Below are 20,236 nucleotides of genomic sequence, written 5' to 3'. Positions count from 1 at the left end.
GCGTCCGCTGCTGTGCGTAGGAGCCGGCCTTGCCGGCGACGCCTTTCATACACACCTTCAGTTTTGTGACCCCAGGCCGATGCACTGGCCACAGACCACGCATCCGCCCCGCCTGATCGCAATGGAGTCACCCCATGTACCGTTGGTTCGCCCACCATCTGGGCAATTTTAGCGTCACGCTCAAACTCGGCATCGGCTTCGGCACCGTGTTGCTGCTGACCCTGCTGATCGCACTCACCGGCTGGCAGGGGCTCAACGGTGTCACCCAGCGCGGCGACACCCTGGGCGAGATTTCCAGGATTCACCAGATCACCCAGGACCTGCGCATCGCCCGCCAGACCTATGAGCACAAACGCGATGCCGCCAGCGCCGACGCGGTAGAGAACGCCCTGGTAGAGCTGGATCGCCAGCTCAAGAACGTGGAACAGCACATACCGCCCAGCGAAAACGGCGACCGCCTGCAACGCCAGAACGAGGCGGTTGCCCAGTACCAGCGCGCCTTCGCCGACCTCAAGCAGGCGGCCCAGGCCCGCGAGGCCAGCCGTGCGACCATGAGCAGCAGCGCGGAAAAGACCGCCGCATCGCTGGATCAGGTAGAGCGCGGGCTGCTGCAAGGCGGCGATATCCAGACCTTCAACAGCGCCGTGCAGGCCAAGGCGCTGATGCTGCAGGCCCGCTTCCACGTGCGTGGCTACATCTTCAGCGGGCAGGCCGAACTGCAGCAGACCGCCCTGCAGGCCATCGACCAGGCCCTGAGCGTCATCCGCAGCCTGCCGGCCAAGGTGCCGGCCGAGCATGCCGATGCCCTGGCCGCCGCCACCCAGGCGCTGGCCACCTACCGCAACGCGGTGGAGCAGTTCAGCCAGTCCCAGGCCGCCAATGACGCGGCCCTGCAGCACATGGCCGAACAGGGCACGCTGCTGATCGACCTGAGCCAGCAGATGAGCCGCAGCCTCACCCAGCTGCGCGACGACGAATCGCAGCACGCCCAATCGATGCTGGCCCTGGCCACGGCGCTGGCGCTGTTCTTCGGCATCCTCGCCTCGTGGGCCATCACCCGCCAGATCGTCGTGCCCCTGCGCCACACCCTCGGCGCCGTGGACCGCATCGCCAGCGGCGACCTGCGCCACGACCTGCGCGTGGAGCGCAGCGACGAACTCGGCCAGTTGCAGCACAGCATGCAGCGCATGACCGTGAACCTGCGCCAGCTGATCGGCGGTATCGGCGATGGTGTCACCCAGATCGCCAGCGCCGCCGAGCAGCTCTCGGCCGTCACCGAGCAGACCAGCGCCGGGGTCAACAATCAAAAGGTCGAGACCGACCAGGTGGCCACTGCCATGAACGAGATGGCCGCCACCGTGCAGGAAGTGGCGCGCAACGCCGAAGAGGCCTCGGAGGCGGCGCAGATGGCCGACCAGCAGGCCCGCGAAGGCGACCGCGTGGTGGGCGAGGCCATCGACCAGATCGAGCGCCTGGCCGCCGAGGTGGAACACTCCAGCGAAGCCATGGGTCAGCTCAAGGCCGAAAGCGCCAAGATCGGCAGCGTGCTCGACGTGATCAAGTCGGTGGCCCAGCAGACCAACCTGCTGGCCCTCAACGCCGCCATCGAGGCCGCTCGTGCCGGTGAGGCCGGGCGCGGTTTCGCGGTGGTTGCCGATGAAGTGCGCAGCCTGGCCCAGCGCACACAGCAATCGACCGAAGAGATCGAAGAGCTGATCGCCGGCCTGCAGAACGGCACCCAGCAGGTCGCCACGGTGATGGACAACAGCCGCAGCCTGACCGGCAGCAGCGTCGAGCTGACCCGCCGCGCCGGCACCTCGCTGGAAACCATTACCCGCACCGTGTCCTCGATCCAGGCCATGAACCAGCAGATCGCCGCCGCTGCCGAGCAGCAGAGCGCAGTGGCCGAAGAGATCAACCGCAGCGTGATGACGGTGCGCGATGTGTCCGACCAGACCAGCGCCGCCAGCGAAGAGACCGCCGCCTCCAGCGTCGAGCTGGCGCGCCTGGGCACCCACCTGCAGACCCTGGTCGCCCGCTTCAGCCTGTAACCCCCCGCCCTGCCGGCAGCGGCGCTGATCGCTGCCGGTGTCCGGCCCCCCTGTGGCCGTCGAACAAATAGCGAAAAGTCCTACAGCGTTTGCAGGTCCAGACCTTGGCGCTCCAGCCGATGCGTTCGCATTGGCGCACCCACGGGTGCGTCTGAACCTCGTACCTGGAGAGCCACCATGCTTGTGACGATGAATCGGATGCTGGGCAACCTGAGCATTCAACTGAAACTGGCCCTGGGCTTTGCCCTGGTTCTGTTGCTGACGCTGGGCATCGCCCTGATCGGCTGGACTACCCTGGAAGACCTTGCCGACCGCAGTGACAAGCTCACCGACATCGGGGCGGTGAACAAGGAGATCCAGGATGTGCGCAACCAGCGGCTGGTCTACGAGCGCAACCTTGAGCCTGCCGTCGGCCAGCAGATGGACAAGGAGCTGGACGACGTGGCCGAGCGCCTGGCCTACCTGCAGCGGCGCCTCAACGTGCCGGCCAACCTTGCCCGGGTACAACGCCAGGAAAACACCCTCGACCAGTACCGGCGCACCTTCGCCGAGCTGCAGACCACGGTGCAGGCGCGCCAGCAGGCACGCGACGCCCTGGGCAGCAGCGCCGAACGCGCGGTGGCGCTGCTGGCGCCTGTCGGGCAGGCCCTGCGCGAGCGTGCCGACTTCAGCGCCTACGCCAGCCTGGTGACGGTGGACCAGCAGATCCAGCAGGCCCGCTTTCACCTGCGCGGCTACACCTACAGCGGCCGCGCCGAATTCGAGGCACCGGCACTGGCCGCCATCGACCAGGCGGCCAGCCAGCTTGACGCACTGCCCGACAGGCTACCGAGCACCTATCGCGACACCTTGCGTGCCGCCGCGGGGGCACTGGCCGACTACCGCGCCGCCGTGCTCGACTTCAGCGCGGCGCGCAGCGCCAGCGACTCGGCCCTGCAGCACCTGGCACAGCTGGGCGACAGCCTGCTGGCGGTGAGCGACGAGCTGACCCAGTCGCAGACCGAGCTGGTCGACCAGCAGGCCCTGCAGGCACGCTACAACCTGGGCCTGGCGATCGCCATTGCGCTGCTGCTGGGCATCGCGGCCGCGTGGGTGATCACCCGCCAGATCACCACGCCCCTGCAGCAGACCCTGCGCCTGGTCGAACGGGTGGCCGGCGGCGACCTGAGCCAGACCCTGGTGGCCGAGCGACGCGACGAGCTGGGCGAGCTGCAGCGTGCGATGCAGCGCATGACCGTGAGCCTGCGCGAGCTGGTCGGTGGCATCGGCGAGGGCGTGACCCAGATCGCCAGCGCCGCCGAGCAGCTCTCGGCCGTGACCGAGCAGACCAGCAGCGGGGTCAGCACGCAGAAGGTCGAAACCGACCAGGTGGCCACTGCCATGCATGAAATGGCCGCTACCGTGCAGGATGTGGCGCGCAATGCCGAGCAGGCCAGCGAGGCCGCCACCCTGGCCGACCAGCAGGCCGGCGAAGGCGATCGGGTGGTCAGCGAGGCCATCGACGAGATCGAGCGCCTGGCGGCGGCGGTCGACCACTCCGGCGAAGCCATGGCCCAGCTCAAGGCCGAAAGCGACAAGATCGGCAGCGTGCTCGACGTGATCAAGTCGGTAGCCCAGCAGACCAACCTGCTGGCGCTCAACGCGGCCATCGAGGCCGCCCGCGCCGGCGAGGCCGGGCGCGGCTTCGCCGTGGTCGCCGACGAGGTACGCGGCCTGGCCCGACGCACCCAGCAATCCACCGAAGAGATCGAAGGCCTGATCGCCGGCCTGCACCGCGGCACCTCCGAGGTCGCCGGGATTCTGGACAACAGCCGCGAGCTGACCCTGAGCAGCGTCGAGCTGACCCGGCGCGCCGGCACCTCGCTGGCCACCATCAGCACCACGGTGTCGTCGATCCAGGCAATGAACCAGCAGATTGCGGCCGCGGCGGAACAGCAAAGTGCAGTGGCCGAGGAAATCAACCGCAGCGTGATCAATGTGCGCGACGTGTCCGACCAGACCAGCGCCGCCAGCGAAGAGACCGCGGCCTCCAGCATCGAGCTGGCACGCCTGGGGGTTCAATTGCAGGCGCTGGTCGGGCGCTTCCAGCTCTAGGTGGAATTTTCCGCCTGCAAGATGGGAATTTTCCTACAGCATTTGCAGGTCCAGCTTGGCCTCCAGTGGCCGATGAGCACAGGTAGCTGCGCCCGACCCTATCCAGGCGCTACATCCCTCATTTCACTGGAGAACCGTCATGTTCGCACCTTTGTACCGGATGCTTGGCAACCTGAGCGTCAGGCTCAAGCTGGCCCTGGGATTTGCCAGCGTCCTGCTGCTGACGCTGGCGACCACCCTGGGCGGCTGGCATGCACTGAACGAATCCATCGACAGCTCGCAGCGCCTCACCCAGATTGCCGCGATCAACGACCTGAGCAAGGACCTGCGTGCCGAGCGCATCACCTACCGGGTGCTGGCGGACGACGAGAGCAGGCGCAGGATCAGCGCGACCCTGACCGAACTGGAGCGCCTGCTGCAGAGCATGCTGGGGCAGTTCGACGATGCGGCCGACCGCCAGGTGATCACGGCCAATCAGCAGGTGGTCGGCCAGTTCGTGCGCGACTTCGACACCTTGCAGCAGGCCGTCGGCACGCGCCATACGCACGAAACCGCCCTGCGTGAACAGGAGCAGCGCCTGCTCGACGGCATCGACACGCTGGAGCAGAAGACCCTGCTGGGCGAGCGCCAGGGCAGCGAACGGCAGGCCTCGGAGCAGCGCCTGTTCGCAACGCTTGCACGACACATCGAGACCGCCGGCCAGCAAAGCCGCGCCCCGGCCTATACCTTCAGCCCGCTGAGTGCCTTCGAACAGGTGGGTGCCAGCGCGCTCGGCGCCGCCCAGGCCAGCCTGGCCGATCTGAGGCGCAACCTGCCGCCCAGCGACCTGCAGGCCACTACCGCCGCGCTCGCCAGCTATGTGCAGTTGCTGGACCGCTACCGCCAGGCCGCCATCGCGGTAGAGCAGCTTCAGGGCGGGCTGGAGACCATGGGCAACCAGCTGCGCGATGCCAGTCGCGTTCTGACCCGGCACCAGATCCAGCTGCGCGACGAAGAAGCCCTCGAGGCACGCAGCATGCTCAGCGTCATCGCCTTGCTGGCGCTGGTACTCGGCAGCCTGGCCGCGTGGCTGATCACGCGCCAGATCACCGAACCGCTCAGACGCACCCTGCAAGCGGCGCAATGCATCGCCAAGGGCGACCTGCGCAGCGACCTGCGGGTATCACGCCAGGATGAGCTGGGGCAGTTGCAGAACAGCATGCAGCAGATGGCCCTGAGCCTGCGCGAGCTGATCGGTGGCATCGGCCAGGGCACCGGCCAGTTGACCGCTGCGGTGGGCGAGCTGTCGAGTGTCGCCGAGCGCACCCAGGTGATGACCGGCAACCAGAAGGACGAGACCGACCAGGTGGCCACCGCGATGAACGAGATGGCCGCCACGGTACTGGAGGTGGCGCGCAACGCCGAGTTCGCCTCGGCGGCAGCCACTGCCGCAGACAGCCAGGCGCGCGAAGGCAACCAGGTGGTCAACGACGCCATCGGGCAGATCGAGCAATTGGCCAGGCAGGTGGAGGAGTCGATCCTGGCCATGCAGCAGCTGGCCCAGGAGAGCGAGCGTATCGGCAGCATCCTGGATGTGATCAAGTCGGTTTCGTCGCAGACCAACCTGCTGGCGCTCAATGCCGCCATCGAGGCTGCGCGGGCGGGCGAGGCCGGGCGTGGTTTTGCGGTGGTGGCCGATGAAGTGCGCGGCCTGGCCCAGCGTACCCAGCAGTCCACCGAGGAGATCGAGGAGCTGATCGGCAACCTGCACAGTGGTACGGCGCAGGTGGTGCACCTGCTCGACAGCAGCCGCGACCTGAGCCGCGACAGCGTCGAACTGAGCCGGCGGGCGGGCGCGGCGCTGGGGCAGATCACCGAGACAGTGTCGAGCATCCAGGGCATGAACCAGCAGATCGCCACGGCCAGTGAAGAGCAGAGCTCGGTGGCCGAGGAGATCAACCGCAATGTGATGACGGTGAGGGATATTGCCGATCAGACGACCACGGCGAGCCAGCAGACTGCGGCGTCGAGCGTGGAGCTGGCGCGACTGGGGGGGCAGTTGCAGACGTTGGTCGGGCGGTTCAGCCTGTAACGGCCTCTTCGCCAGCAAGTCTGGCTCCTGCAGGTGCGGCGAAACCCTGCAGGAGCCAGCCTTGGTGGCGAAGGCCACGCTGCGGTTACAGCACCTGGCGCAGGAACGCCTGGGCTCGTGGGTCCTTCGGCGCAGTGAAGAACGCCTCCGGTGGCGAATCTTCCAGCAACTTGCCGTGGTCGAAGAACAGCACGCGGTCCGCCACTTCCCGGGCAAAGCCCATTTCGTGGGTCACACAGACCATGGTCATGCCTTCCAGGGCCAGGGTCTTCATCACGTCCAGCACCTCGCCAACCATCTCCGGGTCCAGCGCCGAGGTCGGCTCGTCGAACAGCATCACCTTCGGCTCCATCGCCAGCGCACGGGCAATCGCCACGCGCTGCTGCTGGCCACCAGACAGGCGCGAGGGAAACTCGTTGGCCTTCTGCGCAATGCCCACCTTCTCCAGCAACGCACGCGCCTTGGCCTCACGCTCGGCCTTGCCACGCTTGCGCACCACCTTCTGCGCCAGGCACAGGTTCTCCAGCACGGTCATGTGCGGGAACAGGTTGAAGTGCTGGAACACCATGCCGACTTCACGCCGGTAGGCATTCACGTCGGTCTTCGGGTCGGCCAGTTGCAGGCCGTCGATGGCCACGGTGCCCTCGTCGAAGGTTTCCAGGCCGTTGAGGCAGCGCAGGAAGGTCGACTTGCCCGAGCCCGACGGGCCCAGCACCACCAGCACTTCGCCCTTGGCCACGTCGGTACTGACGTGATCCACCGCACGCACCACCTGCCCACGGGTGTCGAAGACTTTTACCAGGTCACGGACTTCAATCACTTTGCGCAAGCCTCCGCTCGAGCCGGCTGGCGAAATGCGACAGCGGCAGGTTGATCAGCAGGTACAGCCCGGCGACGCAGAACCAGATCTCGAACGTGGAGAACGAGGTGGTGATCGCCTCGCGGCCACTCTTGGTCAGTTCGGTGATGGCGATCACCGACACCAGCGAGGTGTCCTTGACCAGGCTGATGAACTGCCCGGCCAGCGGCGGCAGCACGCGCTTGAACGCCTGCGGCAATACCACGTGGCGCATCGACTGGCCGGCGCTCAGGCCCAGCGAACGGGCCGCCTCGCCCTGGCCTCGGGCAATCGACTGCACCCCGGCGCGCACGATCTCGGCGACATAGGCGCCGGTGAACAGCGCCAGTGCCGCCACCCCGGCAAACTCGCGGGACAGGTTGAGCACGGTGCCGATGAAGAAGTAGAAGATGAAGATCTGCACCAGCAGCGGCGTGCCGCGCACCAGCTCCACATACACCGTCGACAGGTCGCGCAGGGTCGGGTTGCTGGACAGCCGGCACAGGCCGGCGAACAGGCCGATCACCAACCCCAGCACCCCCGCCGCCACCGAGATCCACAAGGTGGTGAACAGGCCCCAGGCCAGCGGCCCGGCGGCCCACTGGTGGGTCACACCGATCAGGTCGCCCTCGGCCACGTCGTCGCCACGGTCCATCTGCAGGCTGGCCTGCTCGACGTTCAGCACCTGTTCGGCGCCGCTCTCGTCACGCAAGGTGACGCGGGCCATGTCGCCCTTGCGCTCGATCGCCTCGATCACGCCGTTTTCGGCGGCGCGCTGGGCAACTTCGGCCTGATAGGCAAAGTACTGCGGCACGCGGTTCCAGCGCCACTCGTAGGAGATCACCGAGGTTGCGTAATACAGGCTCAGCGCCAGGCCGATCAGGACCAGCGCCGTCAGCCCATGCCAGGGCCACTGGGCTTTCTTGTGTTTGATCACGGGGGTACTTCCGTAAAAGCGAACGCGCAGGGCCAGCCTGCGCGTCGGGTTTCGAACCGGGCGTGGGGCCGCGGCCTTATTCCATGTCCTTCAGCCAGGCGGTGTCCTTGAACCACTTGTCGTGGATTCGATCGTAGGTGCCGTCGTGCTTGATCTGGTGCAGGAAGTTGTTGATGAAGTTCAGGCTGTCGTAGTCGCCCTTCTTCAGGCCGAAGGCCAGCGGTTCGAAGGTGAACGGCTCGTCGAGGAACAGCAGCTTGCCGGCGCCGGCCTTGTTCACTGCCACCACGTTGTACGGGGCGTCGTAGACGAAGGCGTCGGCCTTGCCGTTGACCACGTCCATCACCGCTTCCTGCTCGTTGTCGTAGCCGTGGTACTTGGCCTTGCCGATCAGCTTCTTGGCGACCATTTCACCGGTGGTGCCGAGCTTGGAAGTCAGGCGGTACTTCTCGTTGTTCAGGTCCTTGTAGGTCTTGATCTCGCCGGCCAGCTCCTTGCGGATCAGCAGGGTCTGACCGACCACGATGAAGGGTTCGCTGAAGTTGAGCTTGAGGTTGCGCTCCTGGGTCAGGGTCATGCCGCTGCCGATCATGTCGAACTTGTCGGTCATCAGGGCCGGGATGATGCCGTCGTAGGCGGTGGAGACGGTTTCCAGCTTGACGCCCATGGACTTGGCCATGGCCTTGAGGATATCGACTTCGAAGCCGATGATCTCGCCACGCTTGTTGGTCATCTGGAACGGCATGTAGGTAGGGTCCATGCCAACGCGCAAGGTGCCGCGCTTGACCGCGTCATCGATGGCGCCGGCTGCCTGTGCAGCGTTCACCGTCATCAGTGCCGCGACGCCGATCATCAGCATCGACAGATACTTTTTCATCATCACCAGATCCCCCAGCAGGAAAACTTCGAGTTTTATTATCGGGGGGGATGCTAACGCATGGGGGGCGTTGTTGGTATCAGAAAAAGGAGTGAAACATCGCCGGCAAAGCCGGCTCCTACAACGGCACGGATGACCTGTAGGAGCCAGCGTTGCTGGCGAAGGGGCCCGCAGATCAGGCCCCGGCGAGTGCGGCCTGCCCCTCGTGCTGCGGGTGCAGCGGCAACAGCGGCGAGTGCGGGTCGTTGGCAATCGACTCACGCCACACATCCAGCCAGGCGCGGTTGTCTTCGGCCCACACGCGGCTGTGCAGCCGTGCCAGGGCGACCGGGTCGCTGAGCAGCGCCAGGCGCGTGGCGCCATCCAGCGCGGCCGGGCCGACTTCCAGAGCCTTGGCGATGCGCTCGGCGCGGTTGCGCTCGACCACCTCCGCCACGCCATGGCGCGCGGTCGCCAGGGCACAGGCCAGGGCGTTCTGTTGCGGGTCGACCACGGCCCGCACAAACCCGTCCTTCAGCGCATGCCAGCGGTTTTCGTGGGTGTACTGGTCGGTGGCCAGCAGCTCCTGCGGCGTGGCGTATTCCTCAGGGATCAGGAACAGCTTCTCGTCCTTGGCGCGCAGGCCCAGGTTGGTGCGGCTGGAAATCACCGACACCGGGATCGACAGCATCAGCGAGCCCACGATCGGCACCAGCCACCACAGGAAGCTTGGGTTCAGCCACGCCACCAGCAGCGCCCAGGCCACGCCCAGCAGGGTTTGCGGGCCATGCCGGCGCACCGCTTCGCTCCACGGGGTGGAGTCGTCGTCACGCTGTGGCGAGTTCCAGGTCGCGGCCCAGCCCAGGAACGCGGCCAGCACGAAGCGGGTGTGGAAGATCATGCGTACCGGCGCCAGCAGCATGGAGAACAGCATCTCCAGCAGCATCGACAGGGTGACCTTGATGCGCCCGCCGAACTCCTTGGCGCCCTTGGCCCAGATCAGGATGATGCTCAGCAGCTTGGGCAGGAACAGCAGCACGATGGTGGTGGAGAACAGCGCGATGGCTTTTTCCGGGTGCCACTGCGGCCACAGCGGGTAGAGCTGACGCGGTTCGAGGAAGTACTGCGGCTCCATCAGGGTGTTGGTCGCCAGCAGCGCGGTCGACAGCACCAGGAAGAAGAACCACAGCGGCGCCGACAGGTACGACATCACCCCGGTGAGGAACACCGCACGGTGCACCGGGTGCATGCCCTTGACCAGGAACAGGCGGAAGTTCATCAGGTTGCCGTGGCACCAGCGCCGATCGCGCTTGAGCTCGTCGAGCAGGTTGGGCGGCAACTCTTCATAGCTGCCCGGCAGGTCATAGGCGATCCACACGCCCCAGCCGGCACGGCGCATCAGTGCGGCTTCGACGAAGTCGTGGGACAGGATCGCACCGGCGAAGGCGCCCTTGCCCGGCAACGGCGCCAGGGCGCAGTGCTCGATGAAGGGTTTCATGCGGATGATCGCGTTGTGGCCCCAGTAGTGCGACTCGCCCAGCTGCCAGAAGTGCAGGCCGGCGGTGAACAGCGGGCCGTACACCCGGGTGGCGAACTGCTGCATGCGCGCATACAGGGTATCCATGCCCGACGCCTTGGGCGCGGTCTGGATGATCCCGGCGTCGGGGTTGGCTTCCATCAGCCGCACCAGGCTGGTGAGGCATTCGCCGCTCATCACACTGTCGGCGTCGAGTACCACCATGTAGCGGTAGTCCGCGCCCCAGCGACGGCAGAAGTCGTCGAGGTTGCCGCTCTTGCGTTTGACCCGGCGACGACGGCGACGGTAGAAGATGCGCCCGAAGCCCTTGGCCTCGCGGCAAACGTCCAGCCAGGCCTGCTGTTCGGCCACGGCGATGTCGGTGTCGTTGGTGTCGCTGAGCACGAAGAAGTCGAAGCGGTCCAGGTTGCCCGTGGCCGCCACCGACTCGAAGGTCGCACGCAGGCCGGCGAACACCCGGGCCACGTCTTCGTTGCAGATCGGCATCACCAGTGCGGTGCGCGCCCCGGCCTCGATCGGTTCGTTGCCGGCGCTGCTGCCAGAGATCCGGTACTTGTCACGCCCGGTGAGCAGTTCCAGAAAGCCCATCAGCGCGGTCCAGAAACCGGCCGACACCCAGCAGAACAGAATGCCGAACAGGATCAGGATGCTGGTCTGCAGCGCATATGGCCACACCTGGGTGACGGTCTGCATGAACGACTGGTGCATGATTTCGTCGAGGTCGACGAACGACCAGCCCTGGTACGGCAGGATGCCCTTCATGTACCAGCCGGCGACCACGGTCTGGCCGAGCATCAACGCCAGCAGGATGTAGCGGCGCATCGAACCCACCCAGCGCCAGCGCGCCTTGGGCAGCTCGCGCTGTTCAGGCGCCGGCGCGTTGGTACGTCCGGTGACCCGGCGCCAGGCGCGCACCAGGATGTTGGTGCGCCATGGCTCGGGGATCACCCGGGTGCGGTGGATCGGCGGGGTGGCCTTCAGGCACACCCGGCCACTGGCGTCGAGGGCGAGCATCTCGGCCTCTTCCAGTTCCGCGGCGCTGTCCAGGGTCAGGCGGCTGCCCACCGAACCCTGTACCGAACCGTTTTCACCCACCGGCGGCTGCGCCGACAGGCGTCGGTGCAGCTCGCTGAACGAATTGCAGCTGGCCAGTTCGGCGCGCTGCTCGTCGCTCAGGGGCAGATGGGCCAGGTACTCGCCAAGCGATTCCGGCCTTTGTGAAGAGTTACTCATCGGCAGGCAACTGATAGCTCCAGGTCTCGGTCAACACCTGTTCGGTGGTGGCCGGTGCCCCGGTGGTGGTCGCCGCATCGGCGGCTGGCGGCTGGGCAGGTTTTTCCTGCTTGGCGTGCTTGGCAGCGGCCTTGTCCTGCTTGGCAGGCTTGGCCGGCTTGGGCTGTTCGACCGGTACGTCGCGCAGCAGCGCGGCGCGCATTTCGGTGGCCTTGCTCGGGTCTTTGACCTTCAGGCGCAGGGTCAGGCGCCAGCCCTTGATCTCGGGGTTGTAGCGCAGGTTGTTCTCGACCACTTCGGCGTTGTCGTCGGTGGTCACCTGGCTGCGCACGTTGGCATCTTCCGGCAGGGCGGCCAGCACCGGGCCCTCGAAGTCGACCAGGAAGGCGATGCTGCCATCGGGCTGGCGGATCAGGTTGGACTGCTTGACGTCACCGGTGGAGCGCAGGGTCTGCTTGACCCAGCCCAGGTTCGGCGAGTGGAACTCGGACTCGTCGATGGTCCAGTGCAGGCGGTAGTTGAATTCGGATGCCACACCGGGCTCAGGCAGTTTTTCCGGGCTCCAGAAGGCCACGATGTTGTCGTTGGTCTCGTCGGCGGTCGGGATCTCGACCAGGTCGACGGTGCCCTTGCCCCAGTCGCCGCTCGGCTCGATCCAGGCGCTCGGGCGCTTCTGGTAGTTGTCGTCGAGGTCTTCGAACTGGCTGAACTCGCGCTGGCGCTGCAGCAGGCCGAAACCACGCGGGTTCTCGACGCTGAAATTGCTCACGGCCAGGTGCTTGGGGTTGTTGAGCGGGCGCCACAGCCATTCGCCGTTGGCCGCATGGATCGACAGGCCTTCGGAGTCGTGCAGCGCAGGGCGGTAGTTGGGCACCTTGGACGGCTGGTTGCCGCCGAACAGGAACATGCTGGTCAGCGGGGCGATGCCCAGGCGGCTGACGTGGTCACGCAGGTACACCCTGGACTTGACGTCGACGATGGTGTCGGTGCCCGGGCGCAGGGTCAGCTTGTAGGCGCCGGTGGAGCGCGGCGAATCGAGCAGCGCGTAGATCACCAGGTGCTTGTCGGTCGGCTTGGGCTTCTCGACCCAGAACTCGGTGAAGCGCGGGAACTCCTCGCCCGACGGCAGCGCGGTGTCGATGGCCAGGCCACGGGCCGACAGGCCATACACATGGCCCTTGCCGACCACGCGGAAATAGCTGGCGCCAAGCAGGGTCATGATTTCATCCTGCTTGTCGGCCTTGTTGATCGGGTACAGCACGCGAAAGCCGGCGTAGCCGAGCTTGTCGGTGGCCTTGGGGTCGAACTGCACGTCGCCGAAGTCGAAGCGGCTCGGGTCGTACTTGATCTCCTGCACCTTGTTGGCGGTGACTTCGTTGATGCGTACCGGCGTGTCGAAGTGCATGCCCTGGTGGTAGAACGACAGCTTGAACGGGGTCTTGTCCTGGGCCCACTCGGCCTTGTCCTGCAGGAAGCGGATCTTCTGGTAGTCGCCGTACTTCATGTCACGGAACACGGCCGGCAGGTTGCTCTTGGGTGCTTCGTACTTCTGCCCGGCCAGGTCTTTGGCCTTGGCTGCCACGTCGTCGAGGTTGAACGCCCAGAGCTGGCCCGCGCTGAGCAGGCAGACCAGTGCAGAGGCTGCCACGAAGGCCTTGCGCAGCCGATTGGCGGAAGTTCTTGGTGCATTACAGGGACTTACAATCACGAGCAACCCTCGCCGAAAACAGATCAAAGAACCAACGGCCAGCGACGTATGCCGGGTTGGCGAGCACTGTTCGGACTCCGAAAGGGCACAATGATTCCCCAAACGGTTCCGGACGATGCTCAAGTCAGAGTAAAACGGGCCTGCGAACGCAGGCCCACATTTCGCGCGATTATCCAGCAGGCCGCGTTACAACGCATCAGGGCCAAGCAACTATTTATGCTGAAAAGCCGCTGTTTTCATGCAAGCAGCGGCCTTTTCACCTTCATATTTGTAGCATAAATGTCACAGGGCCATCATTGACCAGGTGAACCTGCATGTCCGCACCGAAACGCCCGCTCGCCACTGTGGGGTGCTTGAGCCTCGCCTGGGCCAGCAGGTAGTCGAACAGTTCGGCACCGAGTGCCGGTGGCGCGGCGGTGGAAAAGCTCGGGCGCAGGCCGCTCTGGGTGTCGGCAGCCAGGGTGAACTGCGATACCAGCAGCAGGCCGCCGTCGATGTCCTTGAGCGACAGGTTCATCTTGCCCTGGGGGTCGCTGAACACCCGGTAGTTGAGCAGCTTGTGCAGCAGCTTGTCGGCGTGGGCCGGGGTGTCGCCGGGCTCGACGGCGACCAGCACCAGCAGGCCCTGGTCGATGGACCCGACGATCTCGCCGTCGACCTCTACCCGCGCGCCACGCGCGCGTTGCAGCAGGCCCTTCACGCTTCTTCCAGCGGCAGGTCGAGCAGGCGCCGGGCCATCTGGTCGGCGGCGCGCACCAGCGCATCGGTGATGCCGGGCTCGGAGGCGGCGTGGCCGGCGTCGCGAATCACTTTCAGCTCGCTGTTGGGCCAGGCCTGGTGCAGCGCCCAGGCGTTGTCCAGCGGGCAGATCACGTCATAGCGACCGTGCACGATCACCGCCGGCAGGTGGGCGATACGCGGCATGTCGCGGATCAGCTGGTCGGGCTCCAGGAACGCGTTGTTCATGAAGTAGTGGCATTCGATGCGGGCAATCGACAGGGCGCGTTGCGGCTCGGAGAAGCGGTCGACCACCAGCGGGTTGGGACGCAGCGTCGCGGTGCGGCCCTCCCAGGTGGACCAGGCCTTGGCCGCATGCATCTGGGCGATCTGGTCGTTGCCGGTAAGGCGCTTGTGGAAGGCCTTGACCAGGTCGTCGCGCTCGTCGGCGGGGATCGGCGCGATGTAATCCTGCCAGTAGTCGGGGAACAGTCGGCTGGCACCCGCCTGGTAGAACCATTCGATTTCCTGCGGGCGGCACAGGAAGATGCCGCGCAGGATAAGCCCCTGCACGCGCTCGGGGTGGGTCTGGGCGTAGGCCAGGGCCAGGGTCGAGCCCCAGGAACCGCCGAACAGCACCCATTTTTCGATGTTCAGGTGCTCGCGGATACGCTCGATGTCTTCGATCAGGGCCTGGGTGGTGTTGTTTTCCAGGCTCGCGTGCGGGGTGGAGCGACCGCAGCCGCGCTGGTCGAAGGTGACGATGCGGTACAGGTTGGGGTCGAAATAGCAGCGGCTTTGCGCATCGCAGCCGGCGCCCGGGCCGCCATGAATGAACAGCACGGGCAGACCTTCCGGGGAACCGCTTTCATCGACGTACAGTACATGCGGTGCTTCCACGGCCAGATCGTGCCGGGCGTAGGGTTTGATCTGCGGGTACAAGGTCTGCATTACGCACTCCGTGTGGGGAAATAGGCTGCCGTTGGGCATCATAAACCCGAAATGCGCTTTGAGCATGTACCTGTGTTCGGCTTTCGGGCCCCTTCGCCGGCAAGGCCGGCTCCTACCGGTTCGCAACCGTCTGCAGGAGCCGGCCTTGCCGGCGAAGGCAGCGCCGCGGTCCTATGCCGGGTAACGCTCGCGCCCCCACCCCAGCATCGCCACCAGCATCTGCTCCAGCACCCGCTGGGTCGGCTGCGCCAGATCGTCGCGGTAGGTGAACGGCGCCACCTCCTCCATGTAGTTGCACTGCGCCAGTTCCATCTGCACCGCGTGCACGTTGTTGGCCGGGGCGCCATAGTGACGGGTGATGTGCCCGCCCTTGAAGCGCCCGTTGAGCACATGGCTGTAGCCCTGCGCGCCGGCCGCCACCGCCCTGACCCGCTCGGCCAGCGCCGCGTCGCAGCTCGCGCCATTGAAGGTGCCGATGTTGAAGTCCGGCAACGTGCCGTCGAACAGGTGAGGGATCACCGAGCGGATCGAGTGTGCATCCCACAGCAACGCGTAGCCGAACTGCTCGCGCAGGCGCGCCAGCTCGCCGGTAAGGGTGTCGTGATACGGCCGCCAGATGGCCTCCAGGTAGCCCGCCCGCTCGGCCGCACTCGGCTCCAGCCCCGCCTTGAACAGCGGCTGCCCTTCGAACAGCGTGGCCGGGAACAGCCCGGTGGTGGCGCCGGTATACAGCGGCTGGTCATCCTCGGGCCGGTTCAGGTCGATGACGAAGCGCGAATACTCGCCCACCACCACGCTGGCGCCCAGCTCACGGGCAAAGGCGTACAGGCGCGGAATGTGCCAGTCGGTGTCCGGCAGGCCCCTGGCCTCGTCCACCAGCCCGGCCTCGACCGCCGGGGTCAGCCTGAGCCCGGCATGGGGAATGCTGACCAGCAGCGGCAGCGTACCCTGGTGAAAACTCACGACCTTGTCCATGCAGCCTCCCCTTTATCGGTCAGTTCAACGCCGTGGCGCACCACCCGCTTGTGCAGGTCGCCGCCCAGCCAGTAGGCCAGGTCTGCCGGCCGTTCGATGTCCCAGGCCACGAAGTCGGCCACCTTGCCGACCTCCAGCGAGCCATGACTGTCGCCCAGCCCCAACGCCGTGGCGGCATGCACGGTGACACCGGCCAGGGCTTCTTCGGGGGTCATGCGAAACAGGGTGCAGGCCATGTTCAGCATCAGGCGCAGCGACAAGGCCGGCGAGGTGCCGGGGTTGAGGTCGCTGGCAATCGCGATCTTCACGCCGTGCCTGCGCAGCGCGTCCATCGGCGGCAGCTGGGTTTCGCGCAAGAAGTAGAACGCCCCCGGCAGCAGCACCGCCACCGTACCGGCCTGGGCCATGGCGATGGCATCGGCCTCGTCCATGAACTCCAGGTGATCGGCCGACAGTGCCTGGTAGCGCGCCGCCAGGCTCGAACCGTGCAGCGACGACAGCTGCTCGGCATGCAGCTTGACCGGCAGGCCCAGCTCGCAGGCCTTGAGAAACACCCGCTCGACCTGCGCCGGCGAAAACGCCAGGTATTCGCAGAACGCATCCACCGCGTCCACCAGCCCTTCGCCAGCCAGCGCCGGGAGCATCTGCTCGCAGATGTGAGTGATGTAGTCGTCGGCGCGCTCGGCGTACTCGGGCGGCAAGGCATGCGCCGCCAGGCAGGTACTGCGCACGGTCAGCGGCAGCGTTTCGCCGAGCCGGCGCGCCACCTTGAGCACCTTGCGCTCGTTGTCCAGGTCCAGGCCGTAGCCGGACTTGATCTCCAGGGTGGTCACACCATCACGCATCAGGGCCTGCACCCGGCGCAGGGCGCTGGCATACAGCTCGTCTTCGCTGGCGGCGCGGGTGGCGCGCACGGTGCTGGCGATGCCACCCCCCTGGGCGGCGATCTCGGCGTAGCTCACGCCTTGCAGGCGCTGTTCGAACTCGCCGCTGCGGTTGCCGCCGAACACCGCGTGGGTGTGGCAGTCGATCAGCCCGGGGGTGACCCAGGCACCGCCCAGGTCGACCGTGCTGTCAGGCACCGGGTCTGCCAGCGCCTGGCGCGGGCCGATCCATTCGATGCGCCCGGCGCAGGTGACAATGGCCGCGTCCTCGATGATCGAGTAGGCGCCGTGCGCCATGCTTGCCACATGGCAGTGCTGCCAGAGGGTTTTCATGCACAGTCTCCGTAACTATTGAGGCGTCGACACCGGCTGCGTGACCGTGCCACGCGGCTTGCACCACAGCCAGTAGGCGGCCACCAGGAACACCACCCACACCACGCCGACGATCAACGCCGCCTGGGTGTCGGGGAAGTAGCCCAGCACGCCGAACACGAACAGCATGAAGGCGATGGCTGCGGCCGGCCCATACGGCCAGAACGGTACCGGGAACTTCAGTTGCGCGACCTCTTCGCGGCTCATGCTGCGGCGCATGGCCACCTGGGTCACCAGGATCATCAGCCACACCCATACCGTAGCAAAGGTGGCAATGGAGGCGATCAGCAGGAACACGTTTTCCGGAATCAGGTAGTTGAGCACCACGCCACCGAGCAGCGCAGCGCCCATCACCAGCACGGTCATCCACGGCACGCCGTGGCGCGAGATCTTCGAGAAGCCCTTGGGCGCGTGGCCCTGCTCGGCCAGGCCGTACATCATGCGCCCGGCACCGAAGATATCGCTGTTGATGGCCGACACCGCCGCCGAGATCACCACGATGTTGAGCACCGTGGCCGCCGAACCGATCCCCAGGTTGCTGAAGATCTGCACGAACGGGCTGCCCTGGCTGCCGATCTGCGGCCAGGGGTACAGGCACATCAGCACGAACAGGGTGAGCACATAGAACAGCAGGATGCGCAGCGGCACGGCGTTGATCGCCTTGGGGATCACGCGCTGCGGGTCCTTGGCTTCACCGGCGGTGATACCGATGATCTCGATGCCGCCGAAGGCGAACATCACCACCGCGAACGAGGCGATCAGGCCGCCGACGCCGTTGGGCATGAAGCCGCCGTGATCGAACAGGTTGCCGATGCCCACCGTGTTGCCCGCCTCGGCATTGGCCAGGCCGAAGGCCATGATGCCGAAACCGGCCAGGATCATCGCCACGATCGCGCCGACCTTGAGCAGCGACAGCCAGAACTCCATCTCGCCGAACACCTTGACGTTGCACAGGTTGAGCCCGCCGATCAGGAACACGATGCCCAGCACCCACACCCAGCGCGCCACCTCGGGAAACCAGAAGCCCATGTAGATGCCGAAGGCCGTGACGTCGGCCAGGCACACGATGATCATTTCAAAGGCGTAGGTCCAGCCCAGCACGAAGCCGGCCATGGGCCCCAGGTAGGTGCTGGCGTATTTGCCGAACGAGCCGGACACCGGGTTGTGCACGGCCATTTCACCCAGTGCACGCATCACCATGAACACCGCCGCGCCGCCGATCAGGTAGGCCAGCAACACCGCCGGGCCGGCCATCTGGATGGCCGCGGCCGAACCGTAGAACAGCCCGGTGCCGATGGCCGAGCCCAGTGCCATGAATCGAATGTGCCGGGCCGTAAGCCCGCGCTTGAGACCTTGTGCTTGAGATTGCATTTCGCGTTCCTGTTTTTTTTGTAGGCGAAAAGCAGCGCGAACCTGCCAGGGTTCGCGCGGCAGACGGCTGGCCTGCACGGCCAGCCGGTGGCGTCAGAGGCTGGGCAGCACCTTGGCCGGCAGCAGGCCGGTCAGCGTGCCCGCGGCCAGCAGGGCGATGGCCGCCTCGATGTCGGGGGCGAAGAAACGGTCCTTGTCGTAGTGCGCGACCTGGCCGCGCAGGGCCTGGCGCGCCTGCTCCAGCTTGGGCGAGGTCTTGAGGCCGGTGCGCAGGTCCAGGCCCTGGCAGGCGGCCAGCCATTCCACGGCCAGCACGCCGCGGGTGTTCTCGGCCATTTCCCACAGGCGCTTGCCGGCGGCCGGGGCCATCGACACGTGGTCTTCCTGGTTGGCCGAGGTGGGAATGCTGTCGACGCTGTGCGGGTGCGCCAGCGCCTTGTTCTCGCTGGCCAGCGCGGCGGCGGTGACCTGGGCGATCATGAAGCCGGAGTTGACCCCGCCATTGGCCACCAGGAACGGCGGCAACTGCGACATGTGCTTGTCCATCATCAGCGAGATGCGCCGCTCGCTCAGCGAACCGATTTCGGCGATGGCCAGGGCCATGTTGTCGGCGGCCATGGCCACCGGCTCGGCGTGGAAGTTGCCACCGGAGATCACGTCACCCTCCTTGGCGAATACCAGCGGGTTGTCAGACACCGCGTTGGCCTCCACCACCAGTACCTCGGCGGCCTGGCGCAACTGGGTCAGGCAGGCGCCCATCACCTGTGGCTGGCAACGCAGCGAGTACGGGTCCTGCACCTTGCCGCAGTTCTGGTGCGAGGCCGACACTTCGCTGCCGTCGCCCAGCAGGTCGCGGTAGCAGGCGGCCGAGTCGATCTGGCCACGCTGGCCGCGGGCCTGATGAATGCGGTCATCGAAGGGCGAGCGCGAGCCCAGCACCGCTTCGACGGTGAGGCTGCCGCAGGCGACGGCGGCAGCGAACAGGTCTTCGCCTTCGAACAGCCCGCGCAGCGCATAGGCAGTGGACGCCTGGGTGCCGTTGAGCAGGGCCAGGCCCTCCTTGGCGGCCAGGGTCAGCGGCTCGAGGCCGGCCACCGCCAGCGCTTCGGTGGCCGACAGCCATTGGCCCTTGTGGCGGGCCTTGCCTTCGCCCAGCAGCACCAGCGACATGTGCGCCAGCGGTGCGAGGTCGCCGGAGGCGCCCACCGAGCCCTTGAGCGGAATGTGCGGGTAGACCTCGGCGTTGATCAGGGCGATCAGCGCGTCGATCACCTTGCGCCGGATGCCGGAAAAACCACGGCTCAGGCTGTTGACCTTGAGCACCATGATCAGGCGCACCAGGGCGTCGTCCAGCGGCGCGCCGACGCCGGCGGCGTGGGACAGCACCAGCGAGCGCTGCAGGTTCTCCAGGTCGTGGCTGGCGATGCGGGTCGAGGCCAGCAGGCCGAAACCGGTATTGATGCCGTAGGCGGTGCGGTCCTCGGCAAGGATCTGTTCGACGCAGGCCACGCTGTCTTTGATCTGCTGGTCGGCGCTGGCGTCCAGTTGCAGGGTCAGCGGTTGCTGGTAGATCGCACGCAGCTGAGCCAAGGTCAGGGTGCCAGGCTTCAGGGTCAGTTGGGTCACGTTATTGCTCCGTCT

General features: G+C 66.4%; 14 protein-coding genes and 2 pseudogenes. 5 read left to right on the top strand and 11 right to left on the bottom strand.

All coding sequences use genetic code 11. The features are described 5' to 3' along the window. Nucleotides 1-134 precede the first annotated feature (134 nt). From B4I46_RS25550 to B4I46_RS25535, 5 genes and pseudogenes are all read left to right on the top strand, one after another. Nucleotides 135-1,196, top strand: a pseudogene (locus B4I46_RS25550) (methyl-accepting chemotaxis protein); the annotation flags it as partial. Further along, on the top strand, nt 1,179-2,051 hold the full coding sequence (locus tag B4I46_RS25545; RefSeq protein WP_411269358.1) for a methyl-accepting chemotaxis protein: 873 nt from the start codon (nt 1,179-1,181) through the stop codon (nt 2,049-2,051). The pseudogene B4I46_RS25550 and the gene B4I46_RS25545, both read left to right, overlap by 18 nt. A gap of 177 nt (nt 2,052-2,228) precedes the next feature. Continuing rightward, the gene (locus B4I46_RS03315) at nt 2,229-4,145 is read left to right on the top strand and encodes a methyl-accepting chemotaxis protein (protein ID WP_058541641.1); all 1,917 of its coding nucleotides are present in this window, start codon (nt 2,229-2,231) and stop codon (nt 4,143-4,145) included. A 139-nt stretch (nt 4,146-4,284) separates the two neighbouring features. Then, nucleotides 4,285-5,361 (top strand): annotated as a pseudogene (locus B4I46_RS25540) (methyl-accepting chemotaxis protein); the annotation flags it as partial. Continuing rightward, complete coding sequence (locus B4I46_RS25535) at nt 5,344-6,216, top strand: methyl-accepting chemotaxis protein (RefSeq protein ID WP_373874881.1); 873 nt, start codon at nt 5,344-5,346, stop codon at nt 6,214-6,216. The pseudogene B4I46_RS25540 and the gene B4I46_RS25535, both read left to right, overlap by 18 nt. An 85-nt stretch (nt 6,217-6,301) precedes the next feature. Here B4I46_RS25535 and B4I46_RS03305 read toward each other — a convergent pair whose 3' ends face one another. The 11 genes from B4I46_RS03305 to hutH all read right to left on the bottom strand — a co-directional run bounded on the left by B4I46_RS03305 (nt 6,302) and on the right by hutH (nt 20,221). Beyond that, entirely contained in the window at nt 6,302-7,036 is a 735-nt protein-coding gene (locus B4I46_RS03305) for an amino acid ABC transporter ATP-binding protein (protein WP_043862229.1), read from the bottom strand. Continuing rightward, nucleotides 7,029-7,991, bottom strand: coding sequence for an amino acid ABC transporter permease (locus B4I46_RS03300; protein WP_043862170.1), 963 nt, complete (start codon nt 7,989-7,991; stop codon nt 7,029-7,031). The genes B4I46_RS03305 and B4I46_RS03300 overlap by 8 nt, the downstream gene beginning before the upstream one ends. A gap of 76 nt (nt 7,992-8,067) precedes the next feature. Continuing rightward, the gene (locus tag B4I46_RS03295; protein WP_043862230.1) at nt 8,068-8,868 is read right to left on the bottom strand and encodes a transporter substrate-binding domain-containing protein; all 801 of its coding nucleotides are present in this window, start codon (nt 8,866-8,868) and stop codon (nt 8,068-8,070) included. Between the two features lie 175 nt (nt 8,869-9,043). Continuing rightward, nucleotides 9,044-11,617: a glucans biosynthesis glucosyltransferase MdoH gene (gene mdoH, locus B4I46_RS03290; RefSeq protein ID WP_043862171.1), complete on the bottom strand. Its 2,574-nt coding sequence runs from the start codon at nt 11,615-11,617 to the stop codon at nt 9,044-9,046. Beyond that, nucleotides 11,610-13,325 carry a glucan biosynthesis protein G gene (locus B4I46_RS03285; RefSeq protein WP_080922881.1) on the bottom strand — a complete coding sequence of 572 codons (1,716 nt, stop codon included), beginning with the start codon at nt 13,323-13,325 and terminating at the stop codon, nt 11,610-11,612. Before B4I46_RS03285 ends, mdoH begins: the two co-directional genes overlap by 8 nt. 262 nt (nt 13,326-13,587) lie before the next feature. Next, nucleotides 13,588-14,025 carry a D-aminoacyl-tRNA deacylase gene (gene dtd, locus B4I46_RS03280; RefSeq protein ID WP_088514678.1) on the bottom strand — a complete coding sequence of 146 codons (438 nt, stop codon included), beginning with the start codon at nt 14,023-14,025 and terminating at the stop codon, nt 13,588-13,590. After that, entirely contained in the window at nt 14,022-14,993 is a 972-nt protein-coding gene (pip, locus tag B4I46_RS03275; protein ID WP_043862174.1) for a prolyl aminopeptidase, read from the bottom strand. The genes dtd and pip overlap by 4 nt, the downstream gene beginning before the upstream one ends. 171 nt (nt 14,994-15,164) lie before the next feature. After that, nucleotides 15,165-15,968 carry an N-formylglutamate deformylase gene (gene hutG / locus B4I46_RS03270; protein ID WP_043862175.1) on the bottom strand — a complete coding sequence of 268 codons (804 nt, stop codon included), beginning with the start codon at nt 15,966-15,968 and terminating at the stop codon, nt 15,165-15,167. Continuing rightward, entirely contained in the window at nt 15,953-17,185 is a 1,233-nt protein-coding gene (hutI, locus tag B4I46_RS03265; protein ID WP_286898619.1) for an imidazolonepropionase, read from the bottom strand. The genes hutG and hutI overlap by 16 nt, the downstream gene beginning before the upstream one ends. 15 nt (nt 17,186-17,200) lie before the next feature. After that, on the bottom strand, nt 17,201-18,595 hold the full coding sequence (locus B4I46_RS03260) for an amino acid permease (protein ID WP_123753321.1): 1,395 nt from the start codon (nt 18,593-18,595) through the stop codon (nt 17,201-17,203). A gap of 93 nt (nt 18,596-18,688) precedes the next feature. Continuing rightward, entirely contained in the window at nt 18,689-20,221 is a 1,533-nt protein-coding gene (hutH, locus tag B4I46_RS03255; RefSeq protein ID WP_286898618.1) for a histidine ammonia-lyase, read from the bottom strand. Nucleotides 20,222-20,236: the final 15 nt, after the last annotated feature.

The organism is Pseudomonas sp. UBA7500, from assembly GCF_002478435.1.
GTDB classification, from domain to species: Bacteria; Pseudomonadota; Gammaproteobacteria; order Pseudomonadales; family Pseudomonadaceae; genus Aquipseudomonas; species Aquipseudomonas palmensis.
Note: the sequence above shows the minus strand (reverse complement) of the source record. Positions and strands in the feature narration are given on the sequence as shown.

Coding starts and splice junctions, on each gene's coding strand:
- B4I46_RS25545 (WP_411269358.1), top strand. CDS start 1,179: ATGCAGCGCATGACCGTGAACCTGCGCCAGCTGATCGGCGGTATCGGC.
- B4I46_RS03315 (WP_058541641.1), top strand. CDS start 2,229: ATGCTTGTGACGATGAATCGGATGCTGGGCAACCTGAGCATTCAACTG.
- B4I46_RS25535 (WP_373874881.1), top strand. CDS start 5,344: ATGCAGCAGATGGCCCTGAGCCTGCGCGAGCTGATCGGTGGCATCGGC.
- B4I46_RS03295 (WP_043862230.1), bottom strand. CDS start 8,868: ATGAAAAAGTATCTGTCGATGCTGATGATCGGCGTCGCGGCACTGATG.
- mdoH (WP_043862171.1), bottom strand. CDS start 11,617: ATGAGTAACTCTTCACAAAGGCCGGAATCGCTTGGCGAGTACCTGGCC.
- pip (WP_043862174.1), bottom strand. CDS start 14,993: ATGCAGACCTTGTACCCGCAGATCAAACCCTACGCCCGGCACGATCTG.
- hutG (WP_043862175.1), bottom strand. CDS start 15,968: ATGGACAAGGTCGTGAGTTTTCACCAGGGTACGCTGCCGCTGCTGGTC.
- hutI (WP_286898619.1), bottom strand. CDS start 17,185: ATGAAAACCCTCTGGCAGCACTGCCATGTGGCAAGCATGGCGCACGGC.
- B4I46_RS03260 (WP_123753321.1), bottom strand. CDS start 18,595: ATGCAATCTCAAGCACAAGGTCTCAAGCGCGGGCTTACGGCCCGGCAC.